Source organism: Corynebacterium provencense, assembly GCA_900049755.1.
Lineage (GTDB): Bacteria > Actinomycetota > Actinomycetes > Mycobacteriales > Mycobacteriaceae > Corynebacterium > Corynebacterium neomassiliense.
This window is the reverse complement of the sequence record LT160592.1, coordinates 1,236,632-1,258,301: the sequence shown is the minus strand read 5'-3', so window position 1 is coordinate 1,258,301 and position 21,670 is coordinate 1,236,632. Positions and strand designations below refer to the sequence as shown.

General features: G+C 67.3%; 14 protein-coding genes. 8 read left to right on the top strand and 6 right to left on the bottom strand.

Going from position 1 to position 21,670, the window contains the following annotated elements:
* Positions 1-76: 76 nt before the first annotated feature.
* The 6 genes from purL to BN3906_RS05760 all read right to left on the bottom strand — a co-directional run bounded on the left by purL (position 77) and on the right by BN3906_RS05760 (position 8,400).
* Positions 77-2,449: a phosphoribosylformylglycinamidine synthase subunit PurL gene (gene purL, locus BN3906_RS05785; RefSeq protein WP_066585273.1), complete on the bottom strand. Its 2,373-nt coding sequence runs from the start codon at positions 2,447-2,449 to the stop codon at positions 77-79.
* Positions 2,450-2,473: 24 nt separating this feature from the next.
* Complete coding sequence (gene purQ, locus BN3906_RS05780; RefSeq protein ID WP_066585269.1) at positions 2,474-3,145, bottom strand: phosphoribosylformylglycinamidine synthase subunit PurQ; 672 nt, start codon at positions 3,143-3,145, stop codon at positions 2,474-2,476.
* A complete protein-coding gene (gene purS, locus BN3906_RS05775; protein ID WP_066586205.1) occupies positions 3,145-3,387 on the bottom strand; it encodes a phosphoribosylformylglycinamidine synthase subunit PurS in 243 nt (80 codons plus the stop codon). The genes purQ and purS overlap by 1 nt, the downstream gene beginning before the upstream one ends.
* A gap of 157 nt (positions 3,388-3,544) precedes the next feature.
* Positions 3,545-4,966 carry a cation:dicarboxylate symporter family transporter gene (locus BN3906_RS05770; protein WP_078057157.1) on the bottom strand — a complete coding sequence of 474 codons (1,422 nt, stop codon included), beginning with the start codon at positions 4,964-4,966 and terminating at the stop codon, positions 3,545-3,547.
* Positions 4,967-5,180: 214 nt separating this feature from the next.
* Complete coding sequence (locus BN3906_RS05765) at positions 5,181-7,412, bottom strand: S9 family peptidase (protein ID WP_066585267.1); 2,232 nt, start codon at positions 7,410-7,412, stop codon at positions 5,181-5,183.
* Positions 7,413-7,500: 88 nt separating this feature from the next.
* The gene (locus BN3906_RS05760) at positions 7,501-8,400 is read right to left on the bottom strand and encodes a phosphoribosylaminoimidazolesuccinocarboxamide synthase (RefSeq protein ID WP_066585264.1); all 900 of its coding nucleotides are present in this window, start codon (positions 8,398-8,400) and stop codon (positions 7,501-7,503) included.
* Positions 8,401-8,639: 239 nt separating this feature from the next.
* Between BN3906_RS05760 and BN3906_RS05755 the strand changes: the two genes are divergently transcribed.
* The 8 genes from BN3906_RS05755 to BN3906_RS05720 all read left to right on the top strand — a co-directional run bounded on the left by BN3906_RS05755 (position 8,640) and on the right by BN3906_RS05720 (position 21,635).
* Positions 8,640-10,316, top strand: a complete 1,677-nt coding sequence (locus BN3906_RS05755) for a peptide ABC transporter substrate-binding protein (RefSeq protein WP_078057155.1) — start codon at positions 8,640-8,642, stop codon at positions 10,314-10,316.
* A 1-nt stretch (position 10,317) separates the two neighbouring features.
* Positions 10,318-11,244, top strand: a complete 927-nt coding sequence (locus BN3906_RS05750; RefSeq protein WP_066585263.1) for an ABC transporter permease — start codon at positions 10,318-10,320, stop codon at positions 11,242-11,244.
* Positions 11,237-12,256 (top strand): ABC transporter permease, encoded by a 1,020-nt coding sequence (locus BN3906_RS05745; protein WP_187119893.1) that lies wholly within the window; start codon positions 11,237-11,239, stop codon positions 12,254-12,256. The genes BN3906_RS05750 and BN3906_RS05745 overlap by 8 nt, the downstream gene beginning before the upstream one ends.
* Positions 12,253-13,998, top strand: coding sequence for a dipeptide ABC transporter ATP-binding protein (locus BN3906_RS05740; protein WP_066585262.1), 1,746 nt, complete (start codon positions 12,253-12,255; stop codon positions 13,996-13,998). Before BN3906_RS05745 ends, BN3906_RS05740 begins: the two co-directional genes overlap by 4 nt.
* Positions 13,999-14,543: 545 nt before the next feature.
* On the top strand, positions 14,544-16,058 hold the full coding sequence (locus BN3906_RS05735; protein WP_066585259.1) for an MmgE/PrpD family protein: 1,515 nt from the start codon (positions 14,544-14,546) through the stop codon (positions 16,056-16,058).
* The gene (gene prpB, locus BN3906_RS05730; protein ID WP_066585251.1) at positions 16,058-16,981 is read left to right on the top strand and encodes a methylisocitrate lyase; all 924 of its coding nucleotides are present in this window, start codon (positions 16,058-16,060) and stop codon (positions 16,979-16,981) included. The genes BN3906_RS05735 and prpB overlap by 1 nt, the downstream gene beginning before the upstream one ends.
* A gap of 34 nt (positions 16,982-17,015) precedes the next feature.
* Positions 17,016-18,173: a bifunctional 2-methylcitrate synthase/citrate synthase gene (locus BN3906_RS05725; RefSeq protein WP_066585248.1), complete on the top strand. Its 1,158-nt coding sequence runs from the start codon at positions 17,016-17,018 to the stop codon at positions 18,171-18,173.
* 15 nt (positions 18,174-18,188) lie between these two features.
* On the top strand, positions 18,189-21,635 hold the full coding sequence (locus tag BN3906_RS05720; protein ID WP_066585242.1) for a pyruvate carboxylase: 3,447 nt from the start codon (positions 18,189-18,191) through the stop codon (positions 21,633-21,635).
* Positions 21,636-21,670: the final 35 nt, after the last annotated feature.

The following is a 21,670-nucleotide window of genomic DNA, read 5'->3' as shown; positions in this document are numbered from 1 at the left end:
ATTCCCCGCGGACCGGCAGGTCACGTACAGGTTCGGCAGAGTCTCCGGCACCCCGGCGGATTCCGGCACCGCCGGGTCACTCCTCTACGACGGAGTTCGCGCCCACGGCGTGGCTGAACAACCGGGGCAGGGTGCCCTCCCAGGCGGCGCGCGCCTCGGACACCGGCAGGGTGAACTCCGCTCCCCCGGTGGTCACGGAGATCACCTGACCTTCGACATCGGCGGCGTCACCGGTGACGACTGCGACACCTGCACGGAACACGGGCACGCCGTGGGCGGAGAGGATCTCCTCCGCCCCGGATACCCGGTCGTCACGGACAGTGAGGAGGACCCTCGTCGCGGTCTCCGAGAACAGGGCGGTGAACACGTCGGTGACCGGGTCACCGGTGGTGGCCTCCCCGGCCAGGACCGCGGTCGGGTCGACCGACACCCCTGCACCCGACTGCACGGCGAACTCGACGAGAGCCTGGGACAGTCCGCCCTCGGACAGGTCGTGGGCGGATGCCACGGTCCCGCGGAGCCGGGACAGTGCCTGACTGAGACGCCGCTCGGCGGCGAGGTCGACGCGTGGGGGAAGCCCGGCGAGAGTGTCATGCTCCACCTGCTGCCAGATTGACCCTCCGAGCTCGTCCAGGGTCGCGGCGCCGGCCAGCAGGAGGACGTACTCGCCTGCGGGGGCCTGGGCCGGGATCCTGGTGGCGACGTCGTCGACGGTTCCGAGCACGGCGATGACCGGGGTGGGGAGGATCGGTTCCGTTCCCGTCTGGTTGTAGAACGAGACGTTGCCGCCGGTGACGGGGATCCCGAGTTCCGCCGCCCCGTCGGCGAGCCCGTGGACCGCCTCCCGGAACTGCCACATCACGCCGGGGTTCTCCGGGGACCCGAAGTTCAGGCAGTTCGACAGTGCGACCGGGGTCGCCCCGGTGACCGAGACATTGCGGTACGCCTCGGCCAGTGCCAGGCGTGCCCCCGTGTTGGGGTCAAGTTCCGTGTAGCGGCCGGAGGCGTCGGTGGCCACGGCGATGCCCCTGCCGGTCTTTTCGTCGATCCTCAGGACGCCGGCGTCGGCGTCCTTCGCGAGCACTGTGTTACCCCGGACGTAGCGGTCGTACTGTTCGGTGATGTACGCGCGCGAGCACAGGGCCGGTGATGCCGCGAGGTCCAGAATCGTCCGCCTGAGCTCGTCCACGGTGGCCGGGCGCGCCAGGTCGACGTCCTTGTTGAGGGCGTCCTGGGACTCTGGCCGGGCGTAGGGGCGTTCGTACACGGGGCCTTCGTCCGCCATCGATGCGGCGTCCGCGTCGACGACGACCTGTCCCAGGTGCTCAATGACGAGGTGCTCGCCGTCGGTGACCTCGCCCAGGTCGGATGCGATGACCTCCCACCGGGCGCAGATCTCCATGAAGGCGTCGACGTTGTCCGGGGTGACCACCGCCATCATGCGTTCCTGGGATTCCGAGGACAGGATCTCCGCGGCGGTCATGTTCTCGGCACGCAGGTGCACGTTGTCCAGGTTGATGTGCATGCCACCGTCACCGGCCGCGGCAAGTTCCGCGGTCGCGCACGACAGTCCGGCTCCGCCCAGGTCCTGGATACCCACGACCACACCGGCCCGGTAGAGGTCGAGGCAGCATTCGATGAGGACCTTCTCGGCGAAGGGATCCCCGACCTGGACGGCGGGGAGCTTACGTTCGGCGCCTTCCTCGAAAGTGTCGGAGGCGAGCACGGATACTCCGCCGATGCCGTCGAGTCCGGTGCGTGACCCGAAGAGGATCACCCGGTTGCCGGTGCCGGACGCGAAGGCGAGTTTCAGGTCCTCGACCTTCAGGGTGCCCACGCAGAGAGCGTTGACGAGGGGATTGCCGGCGTAGGAGGGGTCGAAGACGGTCTCTCCGCCGAGGTTGGGCAGGCCGAGGCAGTTGCCGTACCCGCCCACTCCCGCGACGACACCGGGCAGTACCCGCTGGGTGTCCGGGGCGTCTGCCGGACCGAAGCGGAGCTGGTCCATCACGGCGACGGGCCGGGCGCCCATGGCCATGATGTCGCGGACGATGCCGCCGACACCCGTGGCCGCACCCTGGTAGGGCTCGACGTAGGACGGGTGGTTGTGGGACTCGACCTTGAAGGTGACGGCGTTGCCGTCCCCGATGTCGATGACGCCGGCGTTCTCACCGATGCCGGCCAGCATCCTGGACCGCATCTCCTCGGTGGTGGTCTCACCGAAGTAGCGGAGGTGGATCTTGGAGGATTTGTAGGAGCAGTGCTCGGACCACATCACGGAGTACATGGCGAGCTCTGCCGCGGTCGGGCGTCGGCCGAGGATCTCGCGGATGCGGAGGTACTCGTCCTCTTTCAGGCCGAGTTCCGCCCAGGGCTGCTCGAGATCGGGTGTGGCCAGGGCATCGGCGACGGTGTCGTTGACGACTGTGACGGCTTGTGCGTCGGTCATTGTGGTGCTACCTCGGTGCGGGTTCTAGGCGGCGACGGAGCCGACGGCGGACAGGAACAGCTGCAGACCGTCGAGCGACGGGCCGGTGAGGGTCTCCACGGCGTGCTCGGGGTGCGGCATGAGGCCGACGGTCCGGCCGTCGGCGGAGGTGACGCCGGCGATGGCGTTCACTGACCCGTTGAAGTTGTCTGTGTAGCGGAAGACCACCCGGCCCTCCGCCTCCAGTTCCGCGACGGTGTCCGGGGACGCCTGGAAGCGCCCTTCGCCGTGCTTGGCGGGGATGAGGATCTTCTGTCCGCTCTCCAGGCCGGAGGTCCACACGGTCCTGTCGTTGACTACTTCGAGCCAGGTGTCGACGCAGTGGAAGTGCAGGCCTTTGTTGCGTGTCAGGGCACCGGGGAGCAGTCCCGCCTCGGTGAGGATCTGGAAACCGTTGCAGATCCCGAGGACCGGCATTCCGGCTGCCGCCCGGTCGATGACGGACCGCATGACCGGGGCCTGGGCCGCGATAGCGCCTGAGCGGAGATAGTCACCGTAGGAGAATCCTCCGGGGACAATGACGGCGTCCACCTGCTTCAGGTCCGAGTCTGCGTGCCAGAGGGGGACGGGTTCTGCTCCGGCGACGGTCACGGCACGGGCCGCATCGACGTCGTCGAGGGTGCCGGGGAAGGTGATGACACCGATTCGGGCGGTCATTACTCTGCCACCTCGGTGACGACCCGGTAGTCCTCGATGACGGTGTTGGCCAGGAGGGTGGATGCGATGCGTTCGAGGTCCTCGGCGGTGACTGTGCTGTCGACCTCGAGCTCGAAACGCTTCCCCTGGCGGACATCGGACACCCCGCTGACGCCGGTGCGCCCCAGAGCTCGGACGACGGCCTGGCCCTGCGGGTCCAGGATCTCCGCCTTCGGCATGACATTGACTACGACACGGGCCACGGTGATTCTCTCCAATACGTCAGCGGTTGCTGTTCGGGTAGCTGAACGGGCACAACCTTACCGGGTGGTCCGGACAGTGCGAACCGGGACCGCCCCCTGCCCCTGACACTGTCAGGTGGCGGCGGGACGGCCCCGGTTGGCGGGGTCGGGAGCTGCGTCAGGGACGCCATACCTCGGTCGCCGGTTCCTGGACGGCGGGCTGGGGGTTCGCACCGACGATCTCGGGGACATCGTCGTCGTCGACGTACTCGAATTTCTTCTGTCCGTCGAGCACGGCATTGGCCTGTCCCAGGTCCAGGGACTTCGTCCACTTGCCGACGAGGAAGGTCGCCACGGCGTTGCCGGTGAAGTTGGTCAGTGACCGGGCCTCGGACATGAACTTGTCGATGCCCTGGATGTAGCTCACACCTGCGAGCAGTTCCGGCTTCTGGGACTCCAGACCGACGGCCAGTGTCGCCAGTCCGGCCCCCGAGACCCCGGCGGCACCCTTGGACGCCAGGATCATGAAGACGAGCAGTCCGATCTGCTCACCGATGTTCATGGACATGTGCATGGCGTCCGAGATGAAGATCGCGGACATGGTCAGGTAGATCGCCGTTCCGTCGAGGTTGAAGGAGTACCCGGTCGGGACGACGATACCGACGGTGGCCTTGTCGACTCCGGCGAACTCCATCTTCTGCATGAGCTGAGGAAGCGCGGACTCGGAGGAGGAGGTGCCCAGGATCAGCAGGTACTCCTGACCGAGGTATTTGAGCACCTTGAAGATGTTGAGTCCGGTGACCACCTTGAGCATGGTCCCGAGGATCACCACGATGAAGACGATGCAGGTGATCCAGAAGGCGAGCATCAGGGTGAGCAGGTCCAGGATCGCCTTGGCGCCGGAGTTGGCGATGAGCGCCGCCATGGCACCGAATGCGCCGACCGGGGCCACCCAGAGGATCCAGGACATGATCTTGAAGACGACCTTCTGCAGAAGCTCGATCGCGTAGAGGCAGGGACCTGCCACCTGGTTCGGCATGGTCTGGAGGACGAATCCGACGAGCAGGGCGACGAAGAGCGCCTGCAGGATCGACCCGCCGGTGAGGGAGGACATCAGGGTCGTGGGGATGAGGTCCATGACGAACCCGGCCACGCCGTCAAGATCGTGGGTCTTCTCCGAGTTCCCGATGAGCGCGCGGGCGGCACTGTCGTCTGCTCCGATGTTGAGGTGGCCACCGGGCTGGATGATGTTGCCGACGACCAGGCCGATGGCCAGGGCGAAGGTGGACATCACGATGAAGTACACCAGGGCCAGACCACCGGCCTTGCCGACGGTCGTCGCCTCACGGACGTGTCCGATGCCGATGACGATCGTGCAGAAGATGACCACGGGGATGACCATCTTGATCAGCGCGATGAACATGTCGCCGAGGAACTTGACTTCCTTTGCCGCCCCCGGTGCCACGAGCCCGAAGATCACGCCGGCGACGACGGCGATGATCACCGATATGTAGAGCCAGTGGGTGGCCCGGTTGGATTTCTTCTTCGGCACGGTGGCGACAGGTGTGGTGTCCTGTGCGGAGGACTCTTGACGGCTCATAGTAGGTGAAAGGTACCCCCGATCTGACCCCGCTCCAAAAGATTTTTCGCCGACCGCTCCCGCTCCCCCCACCGTTCAGGTATAAGCGGCGTCACATTGTTCATGGTTAACAGTATTCACACGCAAGGTCATCCCACAGAGCGGACCAAATACCCCATCCCGTGGAACCCCCGTCGCGGGTAAGGGTGGGCGGGGGTGGCTGAGGGCGTCCTTCTCAGGGCAGAAGTTCTGTCGCCCCCATGCGGTCGAGCTCCCATGCGATCTCGAAGGCGGTCTGCCGCCACTTCGCGTACCTGCCCGACACTCCCCCGTGCCCGGAGGACATGTCGGTCTTCAGCAGGATCTCCCCCGAGTCCGGGGACGCCGTGGCCCGCAGCGCCGCGACCCACTTCGAGGGCTCCACGTAGAGCACCCGGGTGTCGTTGAAACCGCTCACCGCGAGAATCGCCGGGTACCTCTGCGCGGTGACGTTCTCGTAGGGGGAATAGGACGCCATGTAGTCGTAGACCTCGGGGTCGTGGAACGGGTCACCCCACTCCTCCCACTCCGTCACGGTCAGCGGCAGGTCCGGCCGCAGCATCGACGTCAGGGGGTCGACGAAGGGCACCACCGCCTCGATCCCCGCGAACCTGTCGGGAGCGGCGTTCGCCACCGCCCCCATCAGCAGTCCCCCTGCCGATCCTCCCTCGGCGACCATGCGGTCGGGAGCGGTCATTCCGGAGTCGAGCAGATCGTCGGCCACAGCGATGAAGTCCGTGAAAGTGTTCTTCTTGTGCAGTCCCCTGCCCTGCTCGTACCAGGTACGTCCCATTTCTCCACCACCCCGGACATGGGCCACCGCGTACACGACCCCGCGGTCGAGCATCGACAGGCGGAACACGGAGAAGTACGGGTCCATGCACGCCTCGTAGGAGCCGTACCCGTACAGCAGCACGGGGTTGACCCGGTCCAGCGGCACATCGGTGCGGTGGACCAGGGACACCGGGATCCGTGCACCGTCCGACGCCGTGACCCACCGGCGGGACGCCGTGTACCGGGTGAGGTCCACATCTCCGAGGACCTCCTGCTGCCTGCGCAGCACCCGTCGTCCGGTGGACAGGTCGATCTCCCACACCTGTGCCGGTGTGACATAGCTCGTGTAGCTGATCCGGAGTACCGGGGACTCCCACTCCGAGTTGCCGGTGGTGCCCGCCGAGTAGAGCTCTTCATCGAATTCCACGGGTTCGAAGGTGCCCCAGTGCGCACCGTGTTCACCGAGTGTCATCAGCGACAGCTTCTCCACCCCGTTGTCGCGGGTGGCGAGCACGATGTGGTCGGAGAACACGTCGACCCCCTCCACACGCCGGTCGTCACGGTGGGGGACCATCACCTCCAGGGCGTCGAGGTCCCCTACCGTGCCGACCCTGCAACGTCCGAGCTCACCGTTGGGCCTGTGGGCGAGAGAGTCGTGGAGCACCAGCCACCAGTCTTCACCGTCGACCACGGCGTGGTCGACGTCGTACTGCACCCCCTGTTCCCGGGGACGCACACAGGTCAGTTCGCCCCCGGCCGAGTCTCCGGATGAGTCCCCGGCCGAGTCTCCGGCCGAGTCTCCGGCCGAGTCTCCGAGGTCGAGGTACCAGGTCTCGCTGGTGGTCTTCGACGCCGTGGACACCAGAAGGTAGCGTTCCGAGCGGGTCACCCCCACCCCGACCCAGAAGTGCTCGTCGTCTTCGTGGAAGATCCTCACGTCCTCGGAGACCGGGGTGCCGATCCTGTGACGCCACACCTCGTGGGGACGCCACGCCTCATCGACCCGCTGGTAGAAAAGCCACGAGTCCCCCACCCACGTCGCGCCGTAGGAGATTCCGTCGATCCGGTCGTCGAGAAGTTCCCCGGTGGAGAGGTCCTTCACACGCAGGTCGAACCGTTCGTCACCGGTCACGTCGACGGAGTAGGCCAGGTAGCGTCCGTCGAGTGTGACGGAGGCCGCCCCGAGGCTGAAGAACTCGTGTCCCTCCGCCAGGTCATTGCTGTCCAGGATGACCTGCTCGTCGGGGGCCGCATGCCCGGGGATGATCTCCGGGGGTGTCCAGGGGTCGGCGTCCCCGCTGTCCCGTACGGGGATGCGGCACATCGTGCCGTAGCTCTTCCCTTCCTCGGTCCTGGAGAAGTACCACCAGGGGCCCGAGCGCACGGGAAGGGACATGTCCGTCTCCCGGATACGTGACTTCACCTCGGTGAAGACGGCGTCCTCCAGGGGAGTCAGGTGACTGGTGCGGGCCCGGGTGTAGGCGTTCTCCTCGTCGAGGTAGGCGCGTACCGCGGGGTCGCCCTTGTCCCGGAGCCATTCGTAGTTGTCGACGAAGTCACGGCCGTGGAAGGTGCGGGTGTACGGGACCTTCGCCGCGACCGGCGGCTCCGGGGACGGTGTCGGGGAACTGTCGGGCCGGTGTTCGGAATCCATGGATCCCGATCGTAGCCCCGGACTCTGCACCGACCTCTGCACCGGCCTCTTCCCCGGAGTCCGCCCCGGCCCCTTTCTGGGCCTGCGGTCAGTATCCTGCGCAGGTGCCGATCCAGTCGGCGAAGCGCTTCCCCGAGATCCTCTCGTAGGCCTCGATATAGCGTTCGCGGGTGGCCTCGACGACGGATCCGGGCAGTTCCGGAGGGGGTGTCTGGGATTTCGGTGACCAGCCGGACTTCGGTCCGGTGAGCCAGTTGCGGACGTACTGTTTGTCGAAGCTCGGCTGGACCTTCCCCTCCTCGTAGGTGTCGGCCGGCCAGTAGCGGGAGGAGTCCGGGGTGAGGACTTCGTCGCCGAGGACGAGGTTGCCCGCGGCGTCCAGCCCGAACTCGAACTTCGTGTCCGCGAGGATGATCCCGTGGTCGGCGGCGATGGCCGCAGCCTGGCTGTAGATCTTCACCGACGCGGCGCGCAGTTCCTCGGCCCGCTCCCTGCCCAGGTCGGAGACGACCCTGGCGAAGGTCACGTTCTCGTCGTGGTCGCCGATCTCGGCCTTGGTCGCCGGAGTGAAGATCGGTTCGGGGAGCCTGGAGGCCTCGGTGAGACCCTCGGGGAGTTCCACCCCGCACACGGCACCGTTCTCCCGGTACTCGGCGAGGCCTGATCCGGTGAGGTATCCACGGACCACGCATTCGAAGGGGAGCATGTCCAGTTTCCGGCAGACCATGGCCCGCCCGACGACCTTTTCGGGGATCCGTTCGTCGTCCGCCCCGCCGGCGAGGTGGTTGGGGAAGTCGAGCGCGTCGAAGAAGAAGTCGCTCATCGCGGTGAGGACCCGCCCCTTGTCCGGGATGTCGGTGTCCAGGACGTAGTCGTAGGCGGAAATCCGGTCGGTGGCCACCATCAGCAGAGTTGTGTCGTCGATCTCGTAGATCTCGCGCACTTTACCTGCGGAAAAGTGCGTGTACTCGGACAAGTCAGGTCGCATGGGGGCAAAGTCTAGCCCGCCTGTGGACTGAACTCCACGTGGACACTCTCCGGTGGCGTGGCGGCCGTCACATCTTGTTCTCCCGGATGAATCCCCGGTGACTCCCTGGTAACTCTAAGGTGGCTGTGGTCCGCGTCTCACCACTGTCGGCGTCTCACCGCTGTCGGCGGCGCTGCACCGGAAGTCCAGTAACCCCTCACCAGATCCCTCCGACCTCTCCCACCCATGAAAGGCACACCATGAGTCACACCCGGCTCCCCGGGCACATACCCCGCCTCATCACGGCACTTTTCGCCTGTCTGTCCGTCGTGTTCGCCACCGCGGCCTGCGCGGACAACTCCGACCGGGTCCCCGACGAGTACATCAGTTTCTTCGGCGGTGAACCCCAGAACCCGCTGGTCCCGTCCAACACGAACGAGGTCAACGGCGGGCAGGTCATCGAGAACCTCTTCACCGGCCTGGCCGAATACACCCCCGACGGGGAGGTTCGCATGGGCGTGGCCGAGTCGATCACCCCCAACGACAACTCGACCTCCTTCCGTGTCAGGCTCCGCGACGACTGGACCTTCACGAACGGGGAACGGGTCACCTCCGACTCCTTCATCAACGCCTGGAACTGGGCGGTCCAGCCGGAGCACGCGCAGCTGCAGTCGGCCTTCTTCGCACCGATCAAGGGCTACACCGACGTTGCCGGGGAGACAGACGCCGACGGCAACGTGACCGTCGAACCGACCGCGGAGACCATGTCCGGCCTGCGGAAGATCAGCGACACCGAGTTCACGATCACCCTCTCCGCCCCGGACTCCTCCTTCGTCTCCCTCCTCGGTTTCTCCGCCTTCGCCCCACTGCCCTCCGTCGCCTTCGAGGACATGGACGCCTTCGGCGCCCACCCGGTCGGCAACGGACCGTACATGATGGACGGGGATGACGCCTGGCAGCACAATGTCTCCATCACCCTGCGCGCCAACCCGGACTACCCCGGTGACACCCCGGCGAAGAACCCCGGGATCGCGTTCGTCATGTACTCCTCACTGAACACCGCCTACGCGGACCTGCAGTCCGGGGATCTCGACCACATGCGTGAAAGTGTGTCACCGGAGGCGTACCCGACGTACACCGAGGATTTCCCCGACAGTCACGACGACAAGCCCTACGCCGCGATCCAGAACTTCACCATCCCGGAGAGTCTGCCCGGTTTCGGTCCCGACGAGGAGGGCAGGCTGCGACGCGCCGCGATCTCCATGTCCATCGACCGGCAGCTCGTCATCGACAAGGTGTACTTCGGTACCCGACGCATCGCCGAGGATTTCGGCGCCCCCACACTCGCCGGCGGACTCCCCGACATCCCGGGCAAGGAGGTACTGACCTACCAGCCCGAGAAGGCGAAGGAACTGTGGGCGCAGGCCGACAGGATCAGCCCGTGGGGCGGACAGAAGTTCGAGATCGCCTACAACGCCGACGGCGGTCACCAGCAGTGGGTCGAGGCGGTGACCAACAGCATCCGGCAGAACCTCGGTATCGACGCCGTCGGCAAGGCCTACCCGACCTTCAAGGCCATGCGTGACGACGTGGTCAACCGCACCGTCGACGCGGCGTTCAGGTCCGGGTGGAACGCCGACTACCCGTCGATCGCGTCCTTCCTCGTGTCCAACTACCGGACGGGGGACTCCTCCAACGACGGTGACTACTCCAACCCCGAGTTCGACCGCCTCCTGGCGGATGCCGCGGCACAGCCCGACGCGCAGCAGGCCCAGCCCGTCTACAACCGGGCGCAGGCGATCCTCATGAAGGACCTGCCCCAGATCCCGCTGTGGTACTACGCGGCGTCCACCGCCTGGAGCCCGAAACTGCACAACGTGCAGTCGGGTTGGCTGGGCATGCCCGTCTACACCGAGATCACGAAGGACGTGAACTGACATGTGGTGGTATCTCGGAAAACGTCTCCTCCAGCTGATTCCGGTCTTCCTCGGAGCGACATTCCTCATCTACGCGATGGTCTTCCTCACCCCAGGTGACCCGGTTCTCGCTCTCGCGGGGGACAAGGCCGCGGATCCCGCGGTGCTCGACTCCATCCGCGAGCAGTACCATCTGGACCGGCCGTTCATCGTCCAGTACCTGCTCTACCTCGGCGGAATCTTCCAGGGTGACCTCGGACTGACCTTCTCGGGCCGACCGGTCACCGAGGTCCTCGCCGAGGCCTTCCCCATCACCGTCAAACTTGCGGTGATGGCACTGGTCATCGAGACGGTCTTCGGCGTCGGCTTCGGCGTCGTCGCCGGTCTGAAGAAGGGCGGCTGGTTCGACTCCACCCTGCTGGTCGTCTCCCTGGTCATCATCGCCGTACCGGTGTTCGTCCTCGGCTTCGTCGGACAGTTCCTCTTCGGTATCCAGTGGGGCATCGTCCCGCCGACCGTCGGCTCCCACGGTTCCTTCACCCGCCTGTTGTTGCCGGCGTTCGTGCTGGGGCTGGTGTCCTTCGCCTACGTTCTCCGGCTCACCCGGTCGGAGGTCGCCCAGAACCTGCGCGCCGACTACGTCCGTACCGCCTCGGCCCGGGGACTGTCCCGCCCGAAGGTGATCACCGCGCACGTGCTCAGGAACTCACTGATCCCGGTCGTGACCTTCATCGGCGCGGACTTCGCGGCCCTGCTGGGCGGCGCCATCGTCACCGAGGGCATCTTCAACATCCACGGTGTCGGCGGACTTCTCTTCGAGGCCGTGAAGCTCGGGGAGTCCCCGACGGTGGTCAGCGTGGTCACCGTCCTGGTGATCATCTTCGTGCTCTCCAACCTTCTCATCGACCTGCTCTACGCCCTCCTAGACCCCAGGATCCGCTATGTCTGACCCGCACAGCACCACCACCGGTACCGGTCCCGGCAGTTCCACCGGTGCCGGAAGTTCCACAGCAACGACGCGTCCTGACCCGCTGCCCCGTGGGGGCAGATGGGTCGCCGAGGTCGAGACCTCCGACGTCCTCACCCGTGACCAGCGACTCCCCGACGAGGCCCCCCGGGGCTTCTGGGGGTCGGCGTGGCTCAGGCTGCGGCGCCGGCCCATGTTCTGGGTCTCCGTCATCATCATCGCCGTCGTCCTTCTCGTCACGGTCTTCCCCGGACTGTTCTCCGGGACCGACCCACGTGCCGCCCGGCTGGAGGATTCGTTGGAGGGCGCGGCCCCGGGCCACCCCTTCGGGTTCACCCAGCAGGGCTACGACGTCTACGCCCGCACGGTCTACGGTGCCCGCGCGTCGGTGACCACCGGCGTCCTCACCACACTCGCGGTGACCCTCGTCGGTATCATCGTCGGTTCCCTGGCCGGGTACCTCGGCGGCTGGGTGGACGCCCTGCTCTCCCGCATCACCGACATCTTCTTCGCCATCCCGCTGCTGCTCGCCGGCATCGTGCTCATGCAGGCCTTCGAGGTCCGCACCACCTGGACGGTGGTGCTGGTGCTGTCGCTGTTCGGCTGGCCGCAGATGGCGCGCATGGTCCGTGGGGCGGTGATGCAGGCGAAGAACAACGACTACGTCCAGGCGTCCCGCGCCCTCGGACTGTCCCGGGTCGCCATCCTCGTCCGTCACATCCTGCCGAACTGTCTGGCACCGATCATCGTGATGACGACGACCAACCTGGGTATCTACATCGTCGCCGAAGCGACCCTGTCCTACCTGGGCATCGGTCTGCCACCGGAGACGGTCTCCTGGGGCAACGACATCTCCACCGCCCAGTCGACCCTGCGGATCGCCCCGGAGATCCTCTTCTACCCGGCCGGCGCCCTGGCCCTCACCGTGCTGGGGTTCATCCTGCTCGGTGACACCCTCAAGGACGCCCTCGACCCGAAGGAGCGCACCCGATGAGTGACGCCACAGTCAACGACCACAGCACCTCCGGCGACTTCCCCCTCCTGTCGATGCGCGATGTCTCCATCGCCTTCGGTACTCCGAAGAACCCGCTGCCTACGGTCGCCGACGTCAGTTTCGACATCTGGCCCGGGGAGACCGTCGCCGTGGTGGGCGAGTCCGGTTCCGGGAAGTCGACGACCGCCATGAGCATCATGGGGCTGCTGCCGGGCGGCGGGCGGGTCACCGGGGGGACCATCACCTTCGACGGCCGTGACATCACCCATCTCAGTGAGCGTGGTTTCACGGAGATCCGTGGCTCGGAGGTGGGCCTGGTCCCCCAGGACCCCATGAGCAACCTCAACCCGGTGTGGTCGATCGGCCACCACATCAAGGAGGCTCTGAAGGCGAACAACGTCGCCACCGGTTCGGCCGCCCACACCCGGGCCGTCGAGCTCATGGAGGAGGCGGGTCTCACCGATGCGGAACGCCGGATCAACCAGTACCCCCACCAGTTCTCCGGTGGTCAGCGGCAGCGTGCCCTCATCGCCTGCGGACTGGCCGCCCGTCCCCGCCTCCTCATCGCCGATGAGCCGACCTCGGCTCTGGATGTGACGGTGCAGCAGCAGATCCTCGACCATCTTCAGGGGCTCACCCGGGAGCTGGGTACGGCTGTCCTGCTCATCACCCATGACCTGGGCCTGGCCGCAGAGCGCGCCCAGCGGATCATCGTGATGAGCCAGGGCAGGATCGTGGAGACCGGTCCCTCCCTGGAGATCCTGCAGGATCCACGGCACCCGTACACGAAGAAGCTCGTGGCGTCCGCCCCGTCGGTGGCGGCCCGCCGCGTCGACCTGAAGCTGGAGGAGCCGCTGAAGGACGCTGCCCCGGTGGCGCCGTCAGGCCCGGCAGGCACGTCAGGCACGTCGGGCACGTCGGGCACGTCAGGGGACAGCACACCGAACCTCATCGAGGTGTCCGGGCTGACGAAGATCTACGAGGTCGCCGGGGACCGCCCGTGGCGGAAGAAGCAGTTCACCGCGGCGGAGGACGTCAGTTTCTTCCTGCGGCGCGGACGCACGCTCGCGCTGGTCGGCGAGTCCGGGTCGGGTAAGTCGACCGTGGCACAGATGGTGCTCGGTCTGCTGGAACCGACGCGGGGCACGGTGACCTTCGACGGTACCGACGTCACCGGACTGGACAAGGCGGGGGAACTGGCGTTCCGCCGTCGGGTGCAGCCGGTGTTCCAGAACCCGTACGGCTCGGTCGACCCGATGTACTCGGTGTTCAACACCATCGCGGAGCCCTTGAAGGTCCACGGGGTGGGGTCTGCCCGGGACCGGGAGAAGCGGGTCCGTGAGCTGCTTGACCGGGTTGCGATGCCGTCGTCGATGTTGTCCCGGTACCCCGGCGAGCTGTCCGGCGGGCAGCGGCAGCGTGTCGCCATCGCGCGGGCGCTGGCCCTGGGCCCGGAGGCGCTGATCCTCGACGAGGCGGTCAGTGCACTGGACGTGCTGGTCCAGTCGCAGATCCTGGCACTGCTCAACGAGCTGCAGCGGGACACCGGGCTGACCTACCTGTTCATCACCCATGACCTTGCGGTGGTCAAACAGATCGCGGACGAGACCCTGGTCATGCGTAACGGCAGGATCGTGGAGAGAAGGGAGACGGACGCCCTGTTCGAGACGCCGGAGCAGGAGTACACGCGTCACCTCATCGACTCGATCCCCGGCAGTTCCCTGCCGCTGTACCAGGGCTGAACCGGGGGACGGCCGGCCCTCAACGGGTGCCGGCCGGCGGTCGTCACTTACCAGAGCACCTGCATTGTCCACCACCCCCGGCGCAGGAAAAGTGGGGAAATTCCGGCTCCGGCGATCTCGCCGGTGTCACCCGGTCAGGGCGCAGGGGTGGGACGCCACCGCACAGCGAGCGCACCGCCACCGCACCGCGAGCACAGCCCGAGCGCACCGCCACAGTTCCATCTCCCGGGTGAACATTCTCTGACCTGCACTGACATGGCACCTGGAATTCCCGGTCGGCGGTGTACGCGGCGGTGTGCCACCGTCCTCCCACCTTTTTCCACCACTCCCGACACCACACTTCCACAGCCCGGTCACAGCCCGGCCGGCGGCTGGCCGGTCCGGAAAGCCACCCGCAAAAGTGTGTGGCGCAACACTGTTAAAGCCCCTCTGTGACGCGTACTTCACCCCCGTGCTTATTTTCCCGGACAATTCTTTCGACAGCGGTGGCATAGTGGGATCCACATCACAGCATGTGTCACCCGTCACAAAGGAGAATCTGTTCCGTGGAGAATCACATCGTCCGCGTCCACCCGTCCGCCGAAGACTTCCCCCGAAGCGAACACCTCGCCTGGAAGATCGCACAGGTCGCCGCCGATCCGGTGGCCGTGCCCGCCGAATCAGCGGACATGGCGGTCAACCGCATCATCGACAACGCCTCCGTCGCCGTCGCCTCGGTACTCCGCCGACCGCCGTCGACCGCCCGTAACCAGGCCATGGCCCGCCCCATGAGCCCGGGCTCCACCGTCTTCGGCGTCCCGGGGACCTATGCACCGGAATGGGCGGCCATGGCCAACGGTGTCGCCGTGCGCGAACTCGACTACCACGACACCTTCCTCGCCGCCGAATACTCCCACCCCGGAGACAACATCCCCCCGGTCCTCGCCGTCGCCCAGCGGCAGGCCGCAGCCCGCGGCCTGACCGGTGAAGACCTCATCCGCGGTATCGTCACCGGTTACGAGATCCAGGTCGACCTCGTCAAGGGCATCTGCCTGCACGCCCACAAGATCGACCATGTGGCGCACCTCGGGCCCTCCGTCGCCGCAGGTCTCGGCGCCCTGCTCAGGCTCGACCCCGAAACCATCTACCAGGCGGTCGGCCAGGCACTGCACACCACCACCGCCACCCGGCAGTCGCGTAAGGGACTCATCAGTTCCTGGAAGGCCTTCGCCCCCGCCTTCGCCGGGAAGATGGCGGTGGAGGCCGTCGACCGCGCGATGCGTGGCGAGGGAGCCCCCGCCCCCATCTGGGAGGGTGAGGACGGCGTCATCGCGTGGCTGCTCGACGGGCCGGACGCCGAGTACACCGTCCCGCTCCCCGCACCGGGCGAGGGCAAGCGGGCCATCCTCGACACCTACACCAAGGAACACTCGGCGGAGTACCAGTCCCAGGCCCCCATCGACCTGGCCTTCCTCCTCCGCGACCGGATCGACGACCTCGACAAGATCAGGTCGGTCGTCCTGCACACCAGCCACCACACCCACCACGTCATCGGCACCGGTGCGAATGACCCGCAGAAGTTCGACCCCGACGCCTCCCGTGAGACCCTCGACCACTCGGTGATGTACATCTTCGCCGTGGCCCTCGAGGACGGTGTCTGGGACTACAGCACCTCCTACTCCCCCGAACGCGCCCACCGCCCGTCCACCGTCCGACTGTGGCGGAAGATCTCCACCGTCGAAGACCCGGAGTGGACCCGCCGGTACCACTCCAGTGACCCGGCGGTGAAGGCCTTCGGTGCCCGGGCGGTGGTCACCATGGAGGACGGGACCGTCATCGAGGACGAGCTCGCCGTCGCCAACGCCCACCCGCTCGGCGCCCACCCCTTCGACCGCGCCCAGTACGAGAACAAGTTCCGCACCCTGGCCGAGGGACTGGTACCGGACAAGGAACAGGACCGTTTCCTCGACGCCGCCCGCAACACGGCGTCCCTGGGCCCTGACGAGCTCGACCAGCTCACCGTGACCTTCGACGCCGACACCCTGGCCAAGGCGCCCGCGATCCCCGACGGGATCCTGTGATGTCCGGCCTGTACTCGAGCACCGTCCCTCCCACCGACCGTCGCCGGGCGCTGAGGGACTCCCTCACCTCGACACGGATCACCCGGCTCCCCGGCGCATTCTCCCCGCTCGTCGCCCGCGCCGTCCAGGACAAGGGCTTCGAGGGCGTCTACGTCTCCGGGGCGGTCGTCGCCGCTGACCTGGCACTTCCGGACATCGGCCTGACGACCCTCACCGAGGTCGCCGGACGCGCCCGCCAGATCGCCAGAGCCACCGACCTGCCCGTACTGGTCGACGCGGACACCGGGTTCGGCGAACCCATGTCGGCGGCCAGGACCGTGTCCGAGCTGGAGGACGCCGGGATCGCCGGCTGCCACCTGGAGGACCAGGTCAATCCGAAACGCTGCGGCCATCTCGACGGCAAGGAGGTCGTGCCTACCGAGGTGATGCTGCGTCGCATCGGCGCGGCGGTGAAGGAACGCCGGGACGACCAGTTCGTCATCTGCGCCCGGACCGACGCCGCCGGGGTCGAGGGCATCGACAGTGCCGTGGAACGGGCGAAGGCCTACGCGGACGCCGGTGCCGACCTCATCTTCACCGAAGCCCTCCGTACCCCGGCGGAGTTCGAGAAGTTCCGGGCCGCGGTCGACGTCCCGTTGCTGGCGAACATGACCGAGTTCGGGAAATCTGAGCTGCTCGGCGCAAAGACCCTGGAGGACCTCGGCTACAACGCCGTGATCTTCCCCGTGACCACCCTGCGTATAGCCATGGGCCAGGTTGAACAGGCACTGGGCGACATCGCATCCACCGGAACCCAGCGTGACTGGCTGGACCGTATGCAGCACCGGTCGCGACTCTACGAACTGCTGCGCTACCGGGAATACAACGAGTTCGACACCAGCGTCTTCACCTACTCCCCCGACACCTACGATCCCACCGCCTGACCGGCACACCACTTCCGTGAGAGGAGCCACCACCATGAACGCCACAGATTCCACCGCCACCGAGGTCCGCAAGGGTCTCAACGGCGTCATCGTCGACTACACCGCCGTCTCCAAGGTCGTCCCGGAGACCAACTCCCTGACCTACCGGGGCTACCCGGTCCAGGAGCTCGTCGAGCACTGCACCTTCGAGGACGTCGCCTACCTGCTGTGGAACGGGGAACTTCCGACCCCCGAACAGAAGGAGGAGTTCGAGAGGACGGAACGGTCCCTGCGCGGGATCCCGCAGGCCCTGGTCGACCTCGTCGACGGTCTGCCGCAGGACTGCCACCCCATGGACGTCTGCCGCACCGCCGTGTCCTGGATCGGTGCCCACGACCCGCAGGCCGGTGACCGGTCGGGCGACGGGGTCCGACGTATCGGCCTCAACCTCCTGGCGAAACTTCCCACCGTCGTCGCCTACGACATGCGCCGACGCCGGGGACTGGGCTTCATCGCCCCCTCCCCTGACCGTTCCATCGCCGAGAACTACCTGTACATGGCCTTCGGGGACGGCGAGGGGTCCCCGGCGACCCGTCCCGACGATGTCGAGGCCTTCGACCAGTCACTCACCCTCTACGCCGAGCACTCGTTCAACGCCTCGACCTTCACCGGCCGGGTCATCGCGTCGACGACCTCGGACACCTACTCCGCGGTCACCGGGGCGATCGGTGCGCTGAAGGGCCCGCTGCACGGTGGCGCGAACGAGGCCGTGATGCACAACTTCCTCGAGGTCGGTGACCCCGACCGGGCCGAGGCCTGGGTCCTGGACAAGGCGGACCGCAAGGAGAAGATCATGGGCTTCGGGCACCGCGTGTACAAGCGCGGTGACTCCCGGGTCCCGTCGATGGAGGCCGCGATGCGGCGCACCGCGGCCAACCACGACGGAGCGAAGTGGGTGGAGATGTACGAGAAGATGCAGGACGCCATGGAGAAGCGCACGGGAATCCTGCCGAACCTCGACTTCCCCGCAGGACCGACCTACTACATGCTCGGTATCGACATCCCGTTCTTCACACCGATCTTCGTGATCGCCCGGGTCGTCGGCTGGACCGCGCACATTGCGGAACAGAACGCGGACAATGCGCTGATCCGCCCGCTGTCCGCCTACAACGGCGAACCCCAGCGGTCGGTCAACGACCGTCCGGCCGCCTGAAAGGACCGGCCTCAGATGGCACTCCCCTCCTTCGACAGGATTCTCGTCGCCAACCGTGGCGAGATCGCCGTCCGCGCCTTCCGTGCCGCCTACGAGACCGGCGCCCGCACTGTCGCGGTGTACCCGCGGGAGGACCGCAACTCCTTCCACCGTTCCTTCGCCACCGAAGCGGTACGCATCGGGACGGACGGTTCCCCGGTCAAGGCCTACCTCGACGTCGACGAGATCATCCGGGCCGCAGAGCAGACCGGGGCGGACGCCGTCTACCCCGGCTACGGCTTCCTGTCGGAGAACGCGGCCCTGGCCCGCGCCTGCGCCGACAACGGCATCACCTTCATCGGGCCGTCACCGGAGACCCTGGAACTCACCGGGGACAAGGCGGCTGCGGTCCGGGCTGCCCGACGGGCCGGACTTCCCGTCCTCGACGACTCGGAACCCTCCGAGGACATCGACGACATCGTCTCCATGGCCGCGGGCCGCGCCTACCCGCTGTTCGTCAAGGCCGTGGCCGGTGGCGGGGGCCGGGGAATGCGGTTCGTGGCGTCCCCCGGAGAGCTGGCCGAGAAGGCGGCGGAGGCCTCCCGGGAAGCTGCGGCGGCCTTCGGCGACGCCAGGGTGTACATCGAACAGGCCGTCACCGATCCCCGGCACATCGAGGTCCAGGTGCTCGGTGACCGTGACGGCGGCGTCATCCACCTCTACGAGCGTGACTGCTCGCTGCAGCGACGGCACCAGAAGGTCGTGGAGATCGCGCCCGCCCAGAACCTCGACCCTGACCTGCGCGACCGTATCTGCAGGGACGCCGTGACGTTCTGCCGCGCAATCGGGTACCAGGGGGCCGGGACGGTGGAGTTCCTCGTCGACGCCGCCGGCAACCATGTCTTCATCGAGATGAACCCCCGTATCCAGGTCGAGCACACGGTCACCGAGGAGGTCACCTCGGTAGACATCGTGAAGGCCCAGATCCACCTCGCCGCCGGCGCCACCCTCGATGAGCTGGGACTGCGGCAGGAGGACATCGTGACCCGGGGAGCGGCCCTCCAGTGCCGGATCACCACCGAGGACCCCGCCAACGGATTCCGGCCGGACACCGGGACGGTCACCGCCTACCGTTCACCGGGCGGGGCAGGTGTCCGTCTCGACGGGGCGGTGAGCCTCGGCGGAGAGATCACGGCCAACTTCGACTCCATGCTGGTGAAGCTGACCTGCCGCGGCACCGACTTCGCCCAGGCTGTCGCCCGTGCCCGACGGGCCCTCAACGAGTTCACCGTCTCGGGTGTGGCGACAAATATCGGGTTCCTGCGCGCACTGCTGCGCGAGGACGACTTCCTCCACCGCCGGATCTCCACGTCGTTCATCTCCACCCACCCGTGGCTGCTGCAGGCGCCGCCGGCCGACGACGAGGCCGGACGACTGCTCGACTACCTCGCCGACGTGACCGTCAACCGGCCCAACGGTGACCGGCCGGCGGAGGTCATCCCGGCGCGCAAACTTCCGCCGGTGGTGAGGGAGAAGGACGCCCGCAACGGCAGTGACACCAACGGTGCCTCCCCCCTGCCCCGGGGTTCCCGGGACCTGCTGCGTGAGGTGGGGCCGGAGGAGTTCTCCCGTCGGCTCCGGAGCCGGGCCTCCCTCGCGGTGACGGACACGACCTTCCGGGACGCCCACCAGTCACTGCTCGCCACCCGGGTACGGACCAGTGCCCTGGTCGACGCCGCAGAGGCTGTCGCACGGCTGACCCCGGAACTGCTCTCCGTGGAGGCGTGGGGCGGTGCGACCTACGACGTCGCCCTGCAGTTCCTCCACGAGGATCCGTGGGAGAGACTCGACAGGCTGCGGACGGCGATGCCGAACATGAACATCCAGATGCTCCTGCGGGGCCGGAACACCGTCGGCTACACACCGTACCCGGACGTGGTGTGCCGCTCCTTCGTCGCGGAGGCGGCGGTGTCGGGTGTGGACATCTTCCGCATCTTCGACGCACTCAACGACATCGACCAGATGCGCACCGCCGTCGACGCGGTCCTGGAGACCGGGACGGCGGTGGCGGAGGTGGCGATGGCGTACTCCGGGGACCTCTCCGACCCTGCCGAGGACCTCTACACGCTGGACTACTACCTGCGCCTGGCCGAACAGATCGTCGCGACGGGGGCACATGTACTGGCCGTCAAGGACATGGCCGGGCTTCTCCGCCCCGCCGCGGTGTCCACCCTGGTGACCGCACTGCGGAGGAACTTCGACCTGCCGGTGCACATCCACACCCACGACACCGCGGGCGGGCAGTTGGCGACCTACCTCGCCGCAGCGCAGGCGGGTGCCGACGCCGTCGACGGGGCCAGCGCCGCGATGGCCGGGACAACATCCCAGCCCTCCCTGTCGGCGATCGTGGCGGCGTTCGCGCACACCGACCGGGACACCGGCATCGGGCTGGACGCCGTGAACTCGATGGAACCGTACTGGGAGGCCGTCCGAACCGTGTACCGGCCCTTCGAGTCCGGGCTTCCGGGCCCCACCGGACGGGTGTACACCCACGAGATCCCCGGAGGGCAGCTGTCCAACCTGCGCACCCAGGCTGTCGCCCTCGGCCTCGGTGACAGGTTCGAACTCATCGAGGACGCCTATGCCGGGGTGAACCGCCTGCTCGGACGCCCCACGAAGGTCACCCCCTCGTCCAAGGTCGTCGGCGATCTGGCGCTACATCTCGTCGGCGCCGGTGTCACTGTCGGGGAGTTCGCCGCCGACCCCCGCCGGTACGACATCCCGGCGTCAGTCATCGCGTTCCTCCGCGGTGAGCTGGGGACACCTCCCGGAGGCTGGCCGGAGCCCCTGCGCACGCTGGCCCTGGAGGGCAGGGGGTCCACCGCGTCCCGGGTGGTCGAGGTCCCCGCCGGAGAGGAGGAGAACCTGCGCGGTCCGGCCGATGCACCGTCCCGGGCGCGCAGGAGCGCCCTCAACCGGCTGCTGTTCCCCCGGGAGACGGAGGGATTCGAGGAGCACCGGCGCCGATTCGGTGACGTCTCCGTCCTCAGTGACAGGCAGTTCCTCTACGGGCTGAAGGAGGGTGAGGAGACTGCCGTGAGGATCAGAGGCAACACCGCGATGGTGGTACGCCTCGACGCGGTGGGCGAACCCGACGACAAGGGGATCCGACGGGTCGTCACCACCGTCGACGGTCAGATCAGGCCGGTCCGGGTACGCGACCGTGCGGTGGAATCTGTGACGGCTGCGGCGGAGAAGGCCGATCCTGCAGTCCCCGGCCAGGTTGCCGCACCGTTCGCCGGTGCGGTCACGGTCACCGCGAAGGTCGGCGACGAAGTCTCCGCCGGGGACGCCGTGGCCGTCATCGAGGCGATGAAGATGGAGGCCACGATCACCTCTCCGGTCGACGGGACGGTCACCCGGGTCGTGACGACCCAGCCGACGAAAGTCGAGGGCGGTGACCTGCTCGTCGTCGTCGAGTGACGGGCAGCGGAGTGACGGGCAGCGGAGTGACGGAC

What these genes read in the sequence shown, in the direction of transcription:
- BN3906_RS05755 (WP_078057155.1), top strand. Translation starts at nt 8,640, where the DNA reads ATGAGTCACACCCGGCTCCCCGGGCACATACCCCGCCTCATCACGGCA.
- BN3906_RS05760 (WP_066585264.1), bottom strand. Translation starts at nt 8,400, where the DNA reads ATGCGACCTGACTTGTCCGAGTACACGCACTTTTCCGCAGGTAAAGTG.
- BN3906_RS05770 (WP_078057157.1), bottom strand. Translation starts at nt 4,966, where the DNA reads ATGAGCCGTCAAGAGTCCTCCGCACAGGACACCACACCTGTCGCCACC.
- BN3906_RS05740 (WP_066585262.1), top strand. Translation starts at nt 12,253, where the DNA reads ATGAGTGACGCCACAGTCAACGACCACAGCACCTCCGGCGACTTCCCC.
- purL (WP_066585273.1), bottom strand. Translation starts at nt 2,449, where the DNA reads ATGACCGACGCACAAGCCGTCACAGTCGTCAACGACACCGTCGCCGAT.
- BN3906_RS05765 (WP_066585267.1), bottom strand. Translation starts at nt 7,412, where the DNA reads ATGGATTCCGAACACCGGCCCGACAGTTCCCCGACACCGTCCCCGGAG.
- BN3906_RS05745 (WP_187119893.1), top strand. Translation starts at nt 11,237, where the DNA reads ATGTCTGACCCGCACAGCACCACCACCGGTACCGGTCCCGGCAGTTCC.
- purQ (WP_066585269.1), bottom strand. Translation starts at nt 3,145, where the DNA reads ATGACCGCCCGAATCGGTGTCATCACCTTCCCCGGCACCCTCGACGAC.
- BN3906_RS05750 (WP_066585263.1), top strand. Translation starts at nt 10,318, where the DNA reads ATGTGGTGGTATCTCGGAAAACGTCTCCTCCAGCTGATTCCGGTCTTC.
- BN3906_RS05725 (WP_066585248.1), top strand. Translation starts at nt 17,016, where the DNA reads ATGAACGCCACAGATTCCACCGCCACCGAGGTCCGCAAGGGTCTCAAC.
- prpB (WP_066585251.1), top strand. Translation starts at nt 16,058, where the DNA reads ATGTCCGGCCTGTACTCGAGCACCGTCCCTCCCACCGACCGTCGCCGG.
- BN3906_RS05720 (WP_066585242.1), top strand. Translation starts at nt 18,189, where the DNA reads ATGGCACTCCCCTCCTTCGACAGGATTCTCGTCGCCAACCGTGGCGAG.